Origin of the sequence: Aureispira anguillae (assembly GCF_026000115.1) — a bacterium.
GTDB lineage: Bacteria > Bacteroidota > Bacteroidia > Chitinophagales > Saprospiraceae > Aureispira > Aureispira anguillae.
The window spans coordinates 6,536,201-6,553,977 of record NZ_AP026867.1; the positions used below are offsets into that span (position 1 = coordinate 6,536,201).

At 37.9% G+C, this 17,777-nt stretch carries 14 protein-coding genes; 11 read left to right on the forward strand and 3 right to left on the reverse strand.

What is annotated here, in order from left to right:
• Positions 1-12 precede the first annotated feature (12 nt).
• Both AsAng_RS25530 and AsAng_RS25535 read left to right on the forward strand, forming a co-directional pair.
• Entirely contained in the window at positions 13-1,905 is a 1,893-nt protein-coding gene (locus AsAng_RS25530) for a CocE/NonD family hydrolase (protein ID WP_264789967.1), read from the forward strand.
• Positions 1,906-2,030: 125 nt separating this feature from the next.
• Positions 2,031-5,291, forward strand: coding sequence for a GEVED domain-containing protein (locus tag AsAng_RS25535; RefSeq protein ID WP_264789968.1), 3,261 nt, complete (start codon positions 2,031-2,033; stop codon positions 5,289-5,291).
• Between the two features lie 92 nt (positions 5,292-5,383).
• Here the strand turns inward: AsAng_RS25535 and AsAng_RS25540 are convergent, their stop codons facing one another.
• On the reverse strand, positions 5,384-6,736 hold the full coding sequence (locus AsAng_RS25540; RefSeq protein WP_264789969.1) for an alginate export family protein: 1,353 nt from the start codon (positions 6,734-6,736) through the stop codon (positions 5,384-5,386).
• A 344-nt stretch (positions 6,737-7,080) separates the two neighbouring features.
• Between AsAng_RS25540 and AsAng_RS25545 the strand changes: the two genes are divergently transcribed.
• The 9 genes from AsAng_RS25545 to AsAng_RS25585 all read left to right on the forward strand — a co-directional run bounded on the left by AsAng_RS25545 (position 7,081) and on the right by AsAng_RS25585 (position 15,263).
• Positions 7,081-7,308, forward strand: a complete 228-nt coding sequence (locus AsAng_RS25545) for a hypothetical protein (RefSeq protein ID WP_264789970.1) — start codon at positions 7,081-7,083, stop codon at positions 7,306-7,308.
• A 120-nt stretch (positions 7,309-7,428) separates the two neighbouring features.
• Entirely contained in the window at positions 7,429-9,738 is a 2,310-nt protein-coding gene (locus tag AsAng_RS25550; protein ID WP_264789971.1) for a molybdopterin-dependent oxidoreductase, read from the forward strand.
• A 38-nt stretch (positions 9,739-9,776) separates the two neighbouring features.
• Positions 9,777-10,445 (forward strand): nitrate reductase cytochrome c-type subunit, encoded by a 669-nt coding sequence (locus AsAng_RS25555; RefSeq protein WP_264789972.1) that lies wholly within the window; start codon positions 9,777-9,779, stop codon positions 10,443-10,445.
• A 7-nt stretch (positions 10,446-10,452) separates the two neighbouring features.
• Positions 10,453-11,115, forward strand: a complete 663-nt coding sequence (locus AsAng_RS25560) for a cytochrome c3 family protein (RefSeq protein WP_264789973.1) — start codon at positions 10,453-10,455, stop codon at positions 11,113-11,115.
• A gap of 36 nt (positions 11,116-11,151) precedes the next feature.
• Positions 11,152-12,156: a 4Fe-4S dicluster domain-containing protein gene (locus AsAng_RS25565; RefSeq protein WP_264789974.1), complete on the forward strand. Its 1,005-nt coding sequence runs from the start codon at positions 11,152-11,154 to the stop codon at positions 12,154-12,156.
• 12 nt (positions 12,157-12,168) lie between these two features.
• Positions 12,169-13,404: a sulfate reduction electron transfer complex DsrMKJOP subunit DsrP gene (dsrP, locus tag AsAng_RS25570; RefSeq protein ID WP_264789975.1), complete on the forward strand. Its 1,236-nt coding sequence runs from the start codon at positions 12,169-12,171 to the stop codon at positions 13,402-13,404.
• Positions 13,405-13,787: 383 nt separating this feature from the next.
• Complete coding sequence (locus tag AsAng_RS25575) at positions 13,788-14,432, forward strand: pseudouridine synthase (RefSeq protein ID WP_264789976.1); 645 nt, start codon at positions 13,788-13,790, stop codon at positions 14,430-14,432.
• Positions 14,433-14,442: 10 nt separating this feature from the next.
• Entirely contained in the window at positions 14,443-14,880 is a 438-nt protein-coding gene (locus AsAng_RS25580) for an OsmC family protein (RefSeq protein ID WP_264789977.1), read from the forward strand.
• Positions 14,877-15,263, forward strand: coding sequence for a hypothetical protein (locus AsAng_RS25585; protein WP_264789978.1), 387 nt, complete (start codon positions 14,877-14,879; stop codon positions 15,261-15,263). Before AsAng_RS25580 ends, AsAng_RS25585 begins: the two co-directional genes overlap by 4 nt.
• A gap of 57 nt (positions 15,264-15,320) precedes the next feature.
• Here AsAng_RS25585 and AsAng_RS25590 read toward each other — a convergent pair whose 3' ends face one another.
• A complete protein-coding gene (locus tag AsAng_RS25590) occupies positions 15,321-16,622 on the reverse strand; it encodes a lanthionine synthetase LanC family protein (protein WP_264789979.1) in 1,302 nt (433 codons plus the stop codon).
• 3 nt (positions 16,623-16,625) lie between these two features.
• Complete coding sequence (locus AsAng_RS25595; RefSeq protein ID WP_264789980.1) at positions 16,626-17,672, reverse strand: T3SS effector HopA1 family protein; 1,047 nt, start codon at positions 17,670-17,672, stop codon at positions 16,626-16,628.
• Positions 17,673-17,777 lie beyond the last annotated feature (105 nt).

The following is a 17,777-nucleotide window of genomic DNA, read 5'->3' on the forward strand; positions in this document are numbered from 1 at the left end:
GAATACAATACAATGAGAGTACTAGTTTTATTTTGTTTGTTGTTCATAAGCACCCCCTTTTTTAGTCAAACAGCATTAGAACGGGGCTATGCCCAAAAACACTATGATAAGGCAGTTTATAAGATTCCCATGCGAGATGGGGTACACTTATATACGGTTGTTTACAGCCCTAAAGACCAAAGTAAAAGCTATCCGTTTTTGATGCAAAGAACCTGTTACAGTGTTCGACCTTATGAAAAGGATGTTTTTCGTTCTTCATTGGGACCTTCTCCTTATTTGATGGAAAAAGGATATATTTTTGTCTACCAAGATGTTAGAGGGCGTTATATGTCAGAAGGAACCTTTGATAATATGCGACCACATATTGAGGGCAATGATCTCAAGAATACAACAGATATTGATGAAAGCTCAGATACTTACGATACGATAGATTGGCTACTCAAAAACATAAAAAATAACAATGGTAGAGTAGGGCAGTGGGGAATCTCTTACCCTGGATTCTATACAGCAGCGGCATTGCCCGAAGCACATCCTGCGCTCAAAGCTTCATCTCCTCAAGCCCCTATTAGCGATTTCTTTTTTGATGATTTTCATCATATGGGAGCTTGCTTGCAGAGTTATTTAAAGGCTTTTCCTGTTTTTGGTATTCAAAAGAAAGAACCGACAACTAAGAGCTGGTACAATAGTGGTTGGGATCAGTTGAATGCTTTGGAATTAGATGAAAATAATGCTTATGAATACCACAAGGCATTGGGACCTATTAAAAATGTGAGTGAAGTTTATACAGGAAACTTTTTCTGGGAACAGATGGTCGATCACCCTAATTATGATGATTTTTGGCAAAAAAGGAGTATTCTCCCACATCTAAAGGAGGTAAACCATGCGGTAATGACTGTAGGAGGATGGTTTGATGCAGAAGATTTATACGGTCCTCTAAATATTTATAAAAATATAGAGCGAAACAATACAAACAATAAAAATACTTTGGTTATGGGGCCTTGGTCGCATGGCGACTGGTCTAAAGAACGTGGGATTCAGGCAGTCAATCATATTTATTTTGGTGAGAAAATTTCTACATTTTACCAAAAAACAATTGAGTTGCCGTTCTTCGAGTTTTATTTAAAAGATGAAGGGGAGATAAAACTTCCAGAAGCTTATCTTTTTGATACAGGAATAAAAGAGTGGAAAGAATTTCAAACATGGCCTCCTAAGGTAGAAAAACCTGTCACGCTTCGTTTTGCAGAAAACAACCAATTGCTAATCGATCAAGCCGTAGAGGAAACCGCCTCTTTTAGCTATATTAGTGATCCTAATGATCCTGTTCCGCATCGCTCAGAAATTGTTCCAGTTGGATTTACCCCTCGCAAATTTATGACGGATGATCAGCGACATGCTGCAAGACGCAAAGATGTCTTAACATTTGAAACAGAAATATTAGAGGACGATTTTACCTTGGCTGGAGAAATTATGGCACAATTAAGCGTAGCGTTGTCTACTACAGATGCGGACTTTGTGGTAAAACTCATAGATGTATATCCTGAAAATGCCCCTGCTACTAAGGCAACTCCTGCCAATGTTGAGATGGGAGGTTATCAGCAGTTGGTTCGTAGCGAGGTGTTTAGAGGGCGATTTAGAAAAAGTTTTTCAACCCCTCAACCTTTTGTGCCTCACCAAGTAGAACAGGTCGATTTTCCATTGCAAGACATTTTGCATACGTTCAAAAAAGGACATCGAATTATGATTCAAATTCATAGTACTTGGTTTCCTTATATTGATCGAAATCCACAAAAATATGTGGATAATATTTATAAAGCTCAAGAAGCGGATTTTGTTAAGAGTCAGATTACAATTTATGGAAGCAGTAAAATTGTAATTGGAGGCAATAACCAGTTTGCTCCTAAATAAAAAACAGTTGTTGGAGTACTTAATAATGGTCAGAATAGTACAAACTATGTATTAAAATATTGTAGAAGTACTTGAAATAAAATATCTTAAAGTTTGTTAAAAACCATATATTAAAGTACAATTTTATGAATTACAAACTATTATTAGGAGTTGTCTACTTGTGTAGTATTGCAATTCTTACTGAGGCTCAGGATTATAAGCAGCTGATGAACGATATGAATGTCAATTTTTATGATGTTTGTAAGGAAGCTGAAAAATATTTTGAAACGCATGATAAAGGCAAGGGATCAGGTTGGAAAGCTTACCAACGTTGGAGGGCATGGAACGAAGATCGTTATTACCCTTCGGGAGATAGAAAAACAATAGATCCCTTTTTTTTAAAGAAGGCTTATCATGATTTTTTAAGTAATAATCCTCAACCAGAGAGCTTGTATCCAACAGGTTGGAAAGATTTAGGACCTTATGATGCCAATACCATTACAACACATTATTCGCCAGGAATAGGGCGTGTGGAATGTTTTTATGTCAATCCCGCTAATCCTCAACAAATGTACCTTGGCTCTAGGAGCGGTGGCTTTTGGAGAACAGGAGATGGGGGAGGAACTTGGCAGAATACCTCTGATTTTTTGATTGCTTCAGGGGTGAATACAATGGATGCTTCTCCTACGGATGCAGATTCGGTATTGATTAATATTCGAAATGCTACCAATGGCGCATCTCATGGTATTTTTCTGTCTGGAGATGCTGGAAATACTTGGACTTTAACAAATTTTAATCCTTCTAATTTAGGTTGGGGAGGTTTGGGAGATAATGACCAAATTTATAAGATTGCCTATCACCCAACAATAGCAGGTCTAGTTTTTATTGGAACATCTAAAGGGCTTTATCGTTCAACGGACAATTTGCAAACTTGGACTCAGTTGATCTCCAATACGGATATTACAGACATTGAATTTCATCCTGCTAGTGCCAACATTATTTATCTTTATGACAATTATTATTGGGGAAGCAACCAGTCTTTAATCTTACGATCAACAGATTTTGGGCTGACTTTCTCTCCTTCAGCTACAATTGCTGGTAATAATGATGCGGAAGGGTTTATTGCCGTAACGCCAGCTTGCCCTAACTGTGTTTATTTTGCCTCCGACAATGGCGTTTGGCGTTCAGATGATGCAGGGCAAAACTTTACGTTTTTGGTAAACCCTCCTTCTAGTTGCGATGGATTTGCAGTATCGGATACAGATAGCTTGCACATGCATTATGGCTATTTGGATACTTATTTTAGCAATGATGGAGGATATACTTTTTCGCAAGTAACAGATTGGGCTAATGGAAATCCTGATACCACTTATATTCATGCAGATTTAAGAACTGCTGAATGTATTAATGGGGTATTTTATGCTGGAACGGATGGCTATCTTTGTAAAAGCCCAAACAATGGTTTGTCTTGGTATAGAATGAACGACGGAACAGGAATTAGAGAGTTCTATGCCGTGGGCGTTAGTCAATCTAACTGGCAAGTTCATATGGCAGGTTCGCAGGATAATGGAACGAGTATTTTATCCGATTCAGGGTGGATCGAATGGAATGGTGGAGATGGCATGGAAGCGATTGTTCAACCGCTTAATGATCAGTGGATGATTGGAAGCTGGCAATTTGGAACTCGTCAACGCACACAAGATGGAGGGCAGTCTCGAAATGGTATTAATTCACCTGACGGTGGAAATGGAGATTGGCAGGCACCTCTTATGTTTGACCCTAATCTGCAAATGAAAGTCTACCACTGCATGGATAGTTTATATGTTTCTGATGAATTTGGAGACGGGTGGTATACCGTAGGAACACCTAGTTTTACGGGGAACATTAAAGTTGCAGCGGTTGCAGAAAATAATTCGGATCGAATCATCTTAGTGCGGTATTCGGATATTGAGCTGTCGCAAGATGGCGGGCAAACTTACACGAGTATTGCCAATGGATTGCCTGGACATTCAATAACAGATGTTGCATTTGATCCCAAGGATGATAATACGATATTAGTCACTTATAGTCGTTACCAAAATGACAATGAGAAAATCTATATATCCCATGATTTAGGGCAAACTTGGACGAATATTACGTACAATTTGGGCAATATGCCTTTAAGGACAGTAGTGGTGGATCATACCGATGCTTCCAATATTTATGTTGGAGCCGAAATAGGCGTTTATTATAAACCTATGAATGGAACGACTTGGACGCTATACAATCCTAATCTGGCGAATACAACGGTTCGTGATTTAGAAATTCAGTATGGAGCCAATACGCTAAAAGCTGCTACTTGGGGAAGAGGTTTATGGGAATATACCTTGGTGGGACGCAATGATTTTCCTGCAATTTTAACTACAAATATTACCAACCCTCCAACCTCAACATTGCCAAAGGACGGAATGGATCAAGATGTTACTGCCGTGATTTCTTATGCGAATAATTTGACAAGTGTGTATGTTAAATGGTCGATTGACAACCCTACATTTGATAGCACTATTGTTATGCAGAATACAATGGATAGTACTTGGCAAACGATACAGCCTATTCCCAACTACCCAGGTGGAACAAAAATGTACTTTAAGGTTTATGCGGTTGGTAATAACGGCGATACAACAGAAACCTATAAGTTTATGTATACCGTGCGAGCATTAGAATATTGTACAGCTAGTGGTAATATGGCTTATTCTACCTCCATCACTGCTGTTGATTTTGGAGGAATTAATAAAACCTCTGCAAAATTACAACCTTATACCGATTATACAACAACAGACTCGGCTAATGTAGTGGTCACTAATAATTATAATTTGAATGTTAATTTGAATACAGATGGCAATTATGCTATTTATGCCAAAGCTTGGATTGATTGGAATCGAGATTTTGATTTTGATGATCCTGGAGAAGAATATGACATGGGCTTTGCTCAAAACACGACCAATGGTCCCACTTCTTTGTCACCTGTAACGGTTACCGTTCCTGCTAATGCTGTTGTTGGAGAAACAAGAATGCGAGTCGCTTGTTTTTATAATGCTCCTCCTACAGCTTGTATGAATGGAGTAGATGGAGAGGTGGAAGATTATGCCATTATTGTTAACCCCTTGGGCTTGTCTGTGCAAAACAAAATTTCTAGCCCTGTACAGATTTATCCCAATCCTACAACTGGAAAATTTGCGGTTGACTTGGGGAAACTATATCAATCTATCCGAGTTGAAATTACAGATGTTAGTGGTAAACTTATCTATACTACCCAAAAGGAAAATACCCGCTTTATGAACTTGAAGTTGAAGGAAGCAGCAGGGGTTTATTTGTTGAAATTGCAAGTGGATAATGAAATAGGAACGTATAAAGTTATCAAGGAGTAATACTTGCTAATTTGAAAATTCGTCAATTTGAAGGCTGACTTCAAATTGACGAATTAAATTTATGTTAGGTTAACCGTTATGCTGTGGATTAGTTAGAGATCTTGCTTCTTTTTTAGGCTAATGGTGGCACTAGGATTAATGGTAATCATTAACCAAGCCCAATTGCTTGTTGCTCTGATGTTTCCTCCTTTTAATGCAACCATACTTGGGCTTCCAAAGAGTTGAGAATAACCGAGTTTTACAGCAGTCCATTTATTAATTTTATACCCCCCAAAGAAATCCAATTCAGTACCAAGATAGGGCAAAACAGCTTGGGTCTGATCACTAGGGTCAGCCAATAAACCATTGGACAAAAAGAAGTGCCCATGGAGCCCTACAAAACCTTTTCCTATTTTTGCTTTGAAGGTAAGGAATAGATCCACTAACCCAACATTAGCAATGTGATTGCCCACATAAAAATAATCCATAAAACCATTAAATTTATGATTGGTTCCATAAAGAGGATTAAAGGCATTGTTTGTATTGATGGGATTGTTATTGCTTGAATCTACTACTGTATTATTGCCAGAAAGCAATTCGGCTCCTATACCAATGGTATATTTTTTTGCTAAGGTATACTTTACATCTGCTCCCAAATAATAAGCACTAACTAATGTTCCAAGCGTATTTAGTGTATCCGCTTCTCGTCCTCCTTGATAGTAACCTGCTAAGTTAGCGGTAAGACCTGCTTTTTTAAAACTAAGGCGAGCACCAATGGTTTGGGTGAAATGAGTCCGCCCATAACCCGCAGAATCTAAGTAAACGTTATTGTTAATGTCTACTACTTGTTTGCCATTATTTAGAAATAGAAGGCTGGCAGAGAGTGGTCCAAATTTTCGATGTGCCCATAGATATTGGAACGTTTTATAACTTTTAGGAACGGTATAAATTGTACCTTTTAGGCTGGGGGCATTTTGATTATAGGCAAACCCTCCATGAATTTGCATTAGCGAATCTTGATACATTAATACAATAGCATCGTGACTTCTTGCCTGTTGCGCCCAACCCACATTACCAAATATTCGATGGTCGTCATAGCTAATTTCTTGTCGTCCCAACTTCATCGAAAAGTTTTTATGAAAATAAACCCTTCCCCAAGCTTCATGAATACTCGTCATATTCCCATCTGCTACCACTAATTGGGGTTGACTCCCCCACGTCCTTACATCTTGAATAACAAGCTTTGTTTCAATCATTTTATAATCAAAACCAATTGTCAATCTTGTTCTTTGGTCAATATAGAAAGCAGGTTTTTGTGCGGAATCAGCTAAGGATTTGTAACCATGTCTATATTCTGCACGAGGTCTAACTTCGCCAGATATATGAAGGGTTTGCCCCTGACTAATTATAGGAAACATAAAGAGGACAAAAAGCCCTACAAATGAATTTCTAATCAAGTTGCTCATATTTAATGGATTTAAATTTTCAAATCAAGACCTACCATTATTAAGCGTCATATAGACTTAGGAACAATAGGAACTAACTACTTACCAAAACAAAGGTAGTTGCGTTTTTTTTTTGAAAAAATGATGGCTTCTATGCCGATAACTGATTAAGATCATTTTATATGACTATATATATGGATATTTTGTGTGCATGAGTTATCTTTTTGATTGTGAGTATTGTATAAGGTGAGTGGATTGGCAGGTACTTATTTTATATACTACTAAATTTAGCAGCAGCTTGAACTGAAAAGTTAAAGGAGGGCAAAGTTTAACTCTATTGTTTGCCTGCAAAAAAATAAAAAATCATGCCTGTAAAAAGCTACCTCGTCACTCCTGTTGCTAAGCGACAAAAAGCACTGGTAAAAGAACTATCTCGAATGGATGGTTGTGAAGTATTACCTTCTACCAATCACGAATTGATTGTATTGATTACAGATACTGGAACTACTTTGGAAGAAAAATTACTGCTGGATGCCCTGAAAGAACTCCAACACATCAAAGACATATCCTTAGTTTCTGGTTATGACATTTAGAAAACAGAGAGCTCTGCTCTAAAGGACTTTAATGTATTGAATAAATGCATGGCAGTACCTCGTTTGTTGAGCAATAGCAACAAACAATCTCAAATAATTTTAGAACATAATTCCATAACAATGAATAGAAGAAATTTTTTAAAGAAAATGGCAGCAGCAGCAGCAATGGCAACGGCTGCAACAATGATTCCAGGTATTTTATTTGCCGAAGATCAGCTTAATGAGGCTGCTCTAAAAGATGGAGTGGAATGGAAAAAAACACCTTGTAGATTTTGTGGCGTTGGTTGTGGTTTGTTGGTGGGGATTGATAATGGTAAAGCTGTTGCTGTGAAAGGAGATCCTAACTCTTCTGTTAATAAAGGATTATGCTGTATGAAGGGCTATCATTCTGTAATGGCATTGTACGGTAAAGATCGATTGACACAACCGCTTGTTCGAAAAGGCGGAAAATTAGTAACAGTAAGCATGGAGGAAGCCTTGGATTTGGTCGCTTCTAAAATGAAAGAAACGATTGATAAACACGGCAAAGATGCGGTTTCTATCTATGGTTCAGGGCAGTGGACAATTCCTGATGGTTATGTTGCTTCTAAATTGTTTAAGGGGTGCATAGGAACCAATAATGTAGAGGCGAATGCAAGGCTTTGTATGGCATCAGCAGTAACAGGGTTTTTAACGAGTTTTGGGGTTGATGAACCAATGGGATGTTATGAGGATATTGATCATGCTACTGTCTTTGTTTTGTGGGGGAATAACATGGCTGAAATGCACCCTGTTTTGTTTTCTCGAATATTGGAAGAAAAACGCAAACGTAAGGTAACAATTATTGACTTGGCAACTCGAACCACTCGAACAAGTAAAGCAGCAGACAAATCTATTCTTTTTCATCCACAAACAGATCTAGCCATTGCTAATGCTATTTGTTATGAAATTATCAAGAATGGGTGGATGAACGATACCTTTGTTCATAAATATTGCTCTATTATGAAGGGGAAAACTAAAATGGGGTATGGACTGAAGGAGCATTATAAGTTTAAGGACAAAGGAGAAAAAATAGACTTAGAGGCGTATAAGACTTTTTTGGAAGATTATACGCCCGAAAAGGTGGCAACACTTACTGGTGTTTCTGCTAGTAACATCAAATATTTGGCGGCTCTTTATGGCAATGCCAATACCAAAGTAATGTCTTTTTGGTGTATGGGAGCCAATCAGCATACCCGTGGTACATGGATTAATAATTTGATTTATAATATACACTTATTGGTAGGTAAAATTTCTACTCCTGGAAACAGCCCTTTCTCTCTAACAGGACAACCCAGTGCCTGTGGTACGGTACGTGAAGTGGGAACCCTAACCCATAAGCTTCCACATGGGGTTGTAATGAATGAAGAACATCGAAAATTTGCAGCTAAAATATGGGATGTTCCAGTTAGTAATATTCCTGCAAAACCTACTTACCACACGGTTGATATGTTTAGAGCCTTGGATCGAGGAGACCTTAAATTTATGTGGATCCAAGTCACCAACCCAATGGTCACCATGCCACATCTTAATCGTTATAGAAAGGGCGCTTTAAAAGAGGATCGCTTTGTTGTAGTTTCTGATATTTATCCTACTCCAACGACCGAAATTGCAGACGTTATTCTCCCAGCGGCAATGTGGATAGAACGAGAAGGTATGTACGGTAATTCAGAACGAAGAACGCAGTATTTTGAACAAATGATCGAGCCTCCAGGGAATGCCATGAGCGATACTTGGCAGTTGATTGAAGTGGCTAAAAGAATGGGCTATACCAAGCAATTTTATTATAAAAAGGAAACGCATATTGCTGAAATCTATAAAGAATATAGAAGGCATCATGAAGGGAAAAAACACAATATGGCTCCCTTGGATGTCCTCAAAAAACAGGCAGGGGCAATGTGGCCTTATGTAGATGGTAAATCAACCCAATGGCGTTTTAATGCCAAATACGATCCTGCTTGTACCAAAGAAGGCTTTGATTTTTATGGAAAACCTGATGGCAAGGCAGTCATCTGGCAACGTCCCTATGAACCTGCTGCTGAGGTGCCCGATCAAGATTATCCTTTTTGGTTAAATACAGGGAGGGTAATTGAGCATTGGCATACTGGTTCTATGACCCGACGAATTTCTGTATTGCATCAGGCTGTACCAAAGAGTTATGTAGAAATTAATCCTAAGGATGCTAAAGCAATGGGGATTCTTTCAGGGGATCAGGTTCGCTTGACCTCTCGTAGAGGGACACTTGTGCTTCCAGCTTTGATCAATGGGAGAGGGGTGCCCCCAGAAGGGATGGTCTTTGTTCCTTTCTTTGATGAGGATTTATTGATTAATGACTTAACAATTGATGCCTATGACCCTATTTCTAAGCAGCCAGATTATAAGAAATGTGCTGTGAAAGTTGAAAAAGTTTAGGAAATCCACGAAGTATTAATTTATAAGACATCTTTATTATGAAAAAAGCCTTTGTCATTTTTCTCTTTATAAGCCTTATTGTTGGCGGAAAAATAGTGGTGGATAGCGCCTTGACTGGTGCAATGGAAGGAGTGGACATGAGTATTCAGGAAAAAGAAAAAAAATTATCTGTCGTAGAGGATGGGTTGAGCGAGCATCAAGAAACATATAATCAAATGTCAATAGAGGATTATACAGGAAGGAGCTTAGCGAGCTATTATAAGAATAGGGCGTATAATGGAGCCCCTCCTACAATTCCCCATCCTGTAGCGAATGAAATGTCAATTGGAGGGAATACTTGTTTGCAGTGTCACCAAAAAGGGGGATTCGTTAATAAATACAATGCATTTGCTCCTGTGACACCTCATCCTGAAAAAATAAATTGTGTTCAATGCCATGCTGCTGTCAAAACAAATGAATCATTTAGAGCAAGTAATTGGGAAACCATAAAAAATGCAGCACCTATTTTGGGACAGCAAGCCATGGAGGGAAGCCCTCCTGTGATTCCGCATGAGTTGACCAATTTTAGAGACAAAAATTGTCTTTCTTGCCATGCTGGACCTTCGGCTCCTAAAGAAATTAGAGTTTCTCATCCTGAGCGATTGAACTGTGTGCAATGTCATGCACAACAGCAAGCAAGCGATGTATTTTACAAAACCATAAAATAGTTTTAGTGTGAAGAAGTTATTTGTATTCCTAGCAGTGGTTATTTTCTTTTTCATAATAACCTATTTGACTTGGCCGACTGAAAAACACCCCAGTTTGACACACGATGTCCATCATGGAGTGGTTAGCCAAATTTATGAACAGAGTAGTGAACGTGGGGCGGATGCGCATGAGTATCCAAGTTCTACCGCTCATCTTGGAGATTTGGATACCTTAGGTGTTCATGCTCTAGGCAAGCATTTTTTTATTCCCAAACGACAGCAAGACCTATTGCATTATCCCTGTAGTAATTGTCATAATGAAGCTTTAGAAAGCTTGAAAAGCAAGGAACAAAAATTAGGACAAAAGGCTCATTGGGACATTCAATTAAAGCATGCATCCTCTGATGTTATGACTTGTACCACTTGTCATTCGGAGACGAATATGGATGATTTGCATTCGATTACAAATAAAAAAATCTTATTTAATAACAGTTTTAAAGTTTGTGCTCAATGCCATCAAGAAGAATACAAAGATTGGGCTGGTGGAGCTCATGGTAAACGAATTGGTGGATGGACCAAACCGATTGTTAAAAAAACTTGTGTCAATTGTCACAATCCGCACCGTCCCGCTTTCGAAAAACGATTACCTGCTCGATATAACACTAAGATGATTGAACAAAGGAAGCAGTAATTCTTAATTTCATAGAACCCTCAAAAATTCTTCAATATGTTTGTAGATAGTTTAAAAAAATTGTTGAGCCTCGGACAATATCAAAAACCAGATGTTCCAGATTATAACGATGGTTACGATCAAGTTTTTGAAAAAAAGATGGGCAGAAGGTCGCTGTTTAAAACACTAACCGCAGGATCTATTGCGGCAGGGGCTTTGGTGAATCAAAGTTGTAATTTGGGGATGAGTAGCGAGAATTCTAGTATTCATTGGGATGAATATTTTAAAGGGAATTATAAATTAATGACGGACGAGGAACGAAAACAAACCATTGATAGACTGGTTCATTTGTATGCTGAGCGAACAGGAAAAAAAGTGAATATTAGCTCGGAAAAGCCTCTAGAAGGAGTGTTGTTTGGGTATGCTTTTAATGTTTCTAAGTGCAAAGGTTATATGGATTGTATTAATGCTTGCGTTGAAGAAAACAACCAAGACAGAGATTCTCAGATGCAATACATTAGAATACATGAATTTGACCAAAAACATGGGATTAATTTTGAGTTAGCAGATGACAGTTATACCCATGAAGTGCCTGCTGAGGGACATTTTTATATGGGAACTCAATGTTTTCATTGTGAGAACCCTCCTTGTACAAAGGTTTGTCCTGTAGAGGCTACTTGGCAAGAAGAGGATGGTTTGGTGGTCATTGACTATGATTGGTGTGTGGGCTGTCGGTACTGTTTGGCGGCTTGCCCTTATGATGGTAGGCGATTTAATTGGAAAACGCCTCATGTTCCTGAAGATGAAATCAATAAAGAACAGCATTATTTGGGCAATCGTTTGCGCAAAAAAGGAGTTATGGAGAAATGCACGTTCTGTGTACAGCGTACTCGAAAAGGCAAAAATCCCGCTTGTGTTGAAGCCTGTCCAACAGGAGCACGCACCTTCGGAAATCTCTTGGATCCCAATAGTGAGTTGCGTTATATTTTGGAAAATAAAAAGGTATTTAGATTAAAAGAAGATTTAGGAACTGAACCTAAGTTTTGGTATTATATGGATTAAAGCTAATATTCTATGAAACTTATAAATGTACTGTGGTCGTTGTTCAAAGATTCATTTGATCTCATCACACATGGTAGAACACGCTACAAGATATGGATGGCTTCTCTAACGGCTTTAATGCTAATTGGAACCTATGCCTATTATTTTCAGATTGAGCATGGTTTGAGTGTGACAGGAATGACCGATGGAGTAGTCTGGGGGTTGTATATCTCTAATTTTACGTTTTTTGTGGGAATTGCAGCGGCCGCTGTAATGCTTGTTTTGCCTACTTATATTTTGCATGACTACGATTTTGCAAAGGCGGTTATTATTGGGGAGGGAATGGCGATTGCAGCACTAATTATGTCTATGACTTTTGTGGTGGTAGATATGGGGGGACCTGCCAATTTGTGGCACATGATTCCCTTTATAGGTAATCTTAACTTTCCAGAATCGATGCTTAGTTGGGATATGATTGCTTTATTGGGCTACCTAATGATTAATATCTCTATCCCTGCTTATATCTTGACCTGTAAATACCAAGGAAAGGAACCCAAAAAGTCAGTTTATATTCCAGGGGTATTTCTTTCTGTGTTTTGGGCGGTAGGCATTCATTTAGTAACAGCATTTTTGTATCAAGGTTTGATGGCTCGTCCTTTTTGGAACAATGCTTTATTGGGACCTAGGTTTTTGATTTCTGCTTTTACAGCAGGACCAGCTTTGATGATTATTGCGTTAGGCATCATACGAAAAGTAACAGATTATCACATAAAAGATGTCACCTTAGTAAAGATCTCCTTGTTGGTAACTGGAATGGCAGCTATTAATATGATTATGTTAGTTTCTGAATTGTTTAAAGAGTTTTATTTTGTCACTCACCATAGTATTAGTGCACAATACTTGTTCTTTGGATTAGGAGAATATAATGCACTGGTGCCTTGGATTTGGACGGGTATTTCTATGAACATCATTGCTACCTTGATATTGATCACAAAGAAGCTACACAATAGATTGCTTTATCCTGCTTGTGCTTTGTTGTTTGTTGGCATTTGGATAGAAAAAGGTTTTGGGTTGATTGTTCCTGGCTTTATTCCTGGACAATACGGCAAAATTGTAGAATACAGTCCCAGTATTATAGAAATAGCTATTACTATAGCCGTATGGGCTTTAGGGGCTTTTGTTTTTACCTTATTAACAAGGGTGGCTATTCATATCGAGTTGGGAAAACTACGTTATAAACCTTCTCACTTGGAAAAAGAAGTAGAATAACTAGATTACGAAAGGGGAAAAGGAACTAAATAGATTCTTGTTAGTTTATGGAATAATCCATTTGGTGCAAATGGTTTTTGCGTTTTGCTCATTAGGGCGTTCCTTGAAAAACTAAAAAATCAATGGTGCATTATTCGTCACTACCTAAAATTTATTTTATCTTGAAAATGCAGTCAATTATAAATAAAATAGCCTGTTGATTTTTCAAAAAGTCAGAGATCGTTAAGATATCAGGTTGACGCAATTAGGGGAAAGCTATTGTCTATAGTAGCTCGACAGCATATTGGTCTTATTTTAATGGCTTGTACGTAGTTGATTTAAAAAGTTACCTAAATAGGATTATCATTAGAATGCTTGAAATACTGTATCAAGACGACAATTTTGTGGCAATTAATAAACCCAATGGACTTTTAGTGCATCGAAGTGCCATTGCCAATGACGCTAAAGAGTTTGCCGTACAATTGGTGCGGGATCAAACGGGACGTTTTGTTTATCCCGTACATCGTTTAGATCGAAAAACATCAGGCGTTTTACTCTTTGGTTTTGATAAAGAAAGCACTCGATTGTTGCAAAAGGGGATAGAAGACAAGACGACCTTAAAAGAATATTATGCTATTGTAAGAGGATATTTTCCAGAATCGATAGTGGTAGATTATCCCTTAATCAATGACAAAGGAAAAAAACAAGCAGCAGTAACACACTTTCGACGAGTAAAAACAACGGAGTTAGCCTTGCCATTTGGCAAGCACTCTACTTCTCGTTATTCTCTGGTTGCTGTACAACCACAAACAGGACGAATGCACCAAATTAGGAAACACTGCAATCATTTGAGGCATCCTATTATTGGCGATCGCCCACATGGTTGTAACAAACAAAATAGACTGTTTAAAGAAAAATGGGCAATGACCACCATGTTGCTGCATGCACGGAAATTGGAGTTAAGACATCCTAAAACAAATGAAAAACTAAGTATACAGGCAGATTTTCCAGCAGAATTTAAACGAATGCAAACAATTCTATCTTTATAAATCGCAAATTATGACTTCCAAAACTTACCCCGTTACGGTTACAATTGGTCAAAATGGTTTTACTTCTGAGATAAAAGCAGGCAACCATAACTTAAAAGCAGACGAACCCACTGCTGTAGGTGGGAATGATTTAGGACCATCTCCTTATGATTTGCTGTTGTCTAGCTTAGGAGCTTGTACGGCAATGACTTTAAAAATGTATGCCAGTCGAAAAGGGTGGGACTTAAAAGAAGTTGTTGTTGAGTTGAGCCATTCCAAAGATTATTATAAAGATTGTATGGATTGTGAGGAAACAGGGACAAAAGTCGATCTAATAGAACGACAAATCCACATCAAAGGAGATTTAGATGAAAAACAGTTGGAGCGAATGATGAAGATTGCAGATAAATGCCCTGTGCACAAAACATTAACTAGCGAAACCATTATTAAGACGACTTTGGCAGAATGAAATCAATTGGGTACTTAATTTTATTTGGATTATTAATAGCTTGTAAGGACAACCACCATTTTAATGAAAAATTAGTAGGTAAGTGGAAAATTTATAAGACGAGGTTAAATCAACGTGATATTAGCAAAAGTGCTGATCCAAAGCATGAAAATGGTTTAGAATTTAAGGCAAATGGAGATTATCTTAGTTTTGGTAATGCTCGCCACCAAGGAAAAGGAACCTACGAATTAAAAGGAGATCGTTTGCTGCTTAGGGACGCAGTAGAAAATGGAACCAATAGCGCAATGTTAAAGCTACAACAAGACACACTTTCCTTAGAATTTTCTTTTGATAGCACCCAAGTTTTATCGTTGAGGCTTTATAGAATGAAAGAAGAACATTAATCTAAATGCCAATTTGAAAATAAACGAACAGCAGCTTTTCAAATTGGCAAATAGAAATTATAGAACAGGCATTAGAGGGCTTTTTATCATTTCCTTAGACACTAATCGTAAGCAATGAATTCCTATGCCTGAATGTCCAACCATAATGCAAGGATTGTATCCACCAGCAACAATACCAGAAGGCATTGATAACTTATTTTTAAATTTTGCGATGTAATTAGAGCTTACCATTCTAGAAAATGCCATTAATTCTGGATGATTTAATTTTTGAGCATAACTAAAAATAATGTCTGACGACCCCAGTATTCCATGACATAAAGTAGCGTCTTTTTCTGGATTGTTTTTTATGCGTTCTAGCACTGATCTTTGAGTTGTACGGATAGCGATATTTGCCATTTTTAAATGAAAATCACGCCGTTCTGTATCTAAAAATGCTGCTCGAAGATTGGCTAATGCAATACCTGGTGCGCCATGACACCAAGCTGTTCGGAAGGTGCCCCATATTTTACCATTGCGTTTTACCTGTGGGTATCTGGTATCGATCCAGTTGCCTTCTTCATCATTAAATAGCGAATTTTCGAAAGCAAAAGCCCCTCTACCATAGCTAAGATAATTGGGATTGCCCGTGTGATGATACATTTCTAATAAGCCAACGGCAATTCCTGAAGCTCCATGAGAATATCCTGTTGTTGGGGGAGTATCTAATTCTACTCCATGAACCTTTGGCGAAGCCCAAATACACATATCATCTTTCCATTTGCCCAAGTTAAGGAGCTCTTCAGCACAATCAATCGCCACTTTTTCAAAAATATCGAGTTGATACTTTCGTTTTAGTTCTAATAAGGGAGGGATAGCGCCTGCATTTCCACCTATAATATCCAATGAATGTTTGGTCTGGAGTCCTTGATCTAATTTAGAGCACAACCAATTTAATTGTGGGGTCAGTATATTGGCTAGCTCCTTAGCGATTTCCAAAAAGCGATAGCCAATGAATAAAAGCCCCAATTCTCCTGCGTAAAAAGAAATAGAAGAAGCGGGAAAATCATTGGTCTGCATATAATGAGCAGATCGCAACCAAGCACCTAAGGCAACCGCTTTGTAAGGTGGATGTTGGGTGATATGGAATAGCTCCATCAAAAAATAAGCAACGCCAGCAGTTCCACTATAAAACTCAGGGCTTAAGGCGGCGATTCTTTTGGAATATTTAGCGATTTGACGATCCTGTATGTCCCTAGCTCCTAACCAAGTACAGTAAGTCTCAGTGTTATCCCAAATGGCCGTTGATACTAAATGATCTCCAATTTCTTGTGCGACCTGTAGCAGCATTTTTTTATCTGTCTCTATTTGAACCGTTGTCATGATTTAATTTAAATTTAAGGCGTTTAAAAGTTGCTCATAATCGTTTAGCCCTACTATAGAACTGTAAGGATGAAAGGGATGAATCCCCTGTTCGTAAAAAGTAGTATACATTTCGTGCGCTATTTCCTTTTTGGATCGTATGTCCATTTGGTAACAGTTGTATAGCGTATTTCCAATCATTTCGGCTCTAGAAATACCAAAGCTCATCCCGTTTTGTGGGTCTTCTGCAAACGAAAAACCTTTACCTAAAGGCTTGGTAAAAAGTGGCGTTTTGTATTTTAGAAAGGGCTTGAGTTGGGTGTATATTTCGGTTAGAATTGGCAAAGCAGCAGTTAGTTGGCTTTTGTCAAGGTATAAAACCCCCGCATCTGGTCGATCATAGCTTTGGGAATTGGATAATACTTTAGTTCTAAAACAAATAGATGCTGCATTTAATTGATGGGTGATCAATTTGATATACCTTATTGCGCCCTTAGGGGTTAGATTCCAATAAAAGCGAGTCAGTTGGTTTTCAAAATTTTCAATTTGCTCTTTGTTGATGTTGCCAAACGCCATATAAAAAGAAGTATTTAGATTTTTTACTTCTTTTCCAATTTTTACCAGACAAGGAGTGTTGGGAAGATAGCTGCCATTGCTGCTAATTACCTCATGAGCGGCCACCCAAAACTTAATATCTTGCTTGCTTACAATGATGTTGTCCGTATTCTGTTCTTTGCCCACAATAACCCATTTATCTTCCCAAGTTCCCGTTCCATTATTGGCTTTGGATAATTCAGATAAGAAGGTGGTATGGTTTAAATCTTCTATAACATTATTATTTTGATCAACATCAGCTTTGTACAGTTGATTGTAAATATCTGTTTTGAGTATATTTTTGAAAAAGCTAGCCTTGTTGCTAGCTGTATTGGAGAGGACATCTCCATTATCTAGCTTTAATTTGATATTGGACAGATCTCTTAGAATGCCATTGATGCTATAGGTTGTCTCGCTTAATACATCAACTGCATTAACAACTTTTTGAATATCTTTATGGAGTGTATGTGGTCGCATAATATTAGTGTTTAGATATAAAAAATACTCCGTGTATTAGGCTGATTATTGCATGAGCTAGGTTGTCTAGGTTTTAATATTTGAATTGTTAAGTGCTCATGCGGT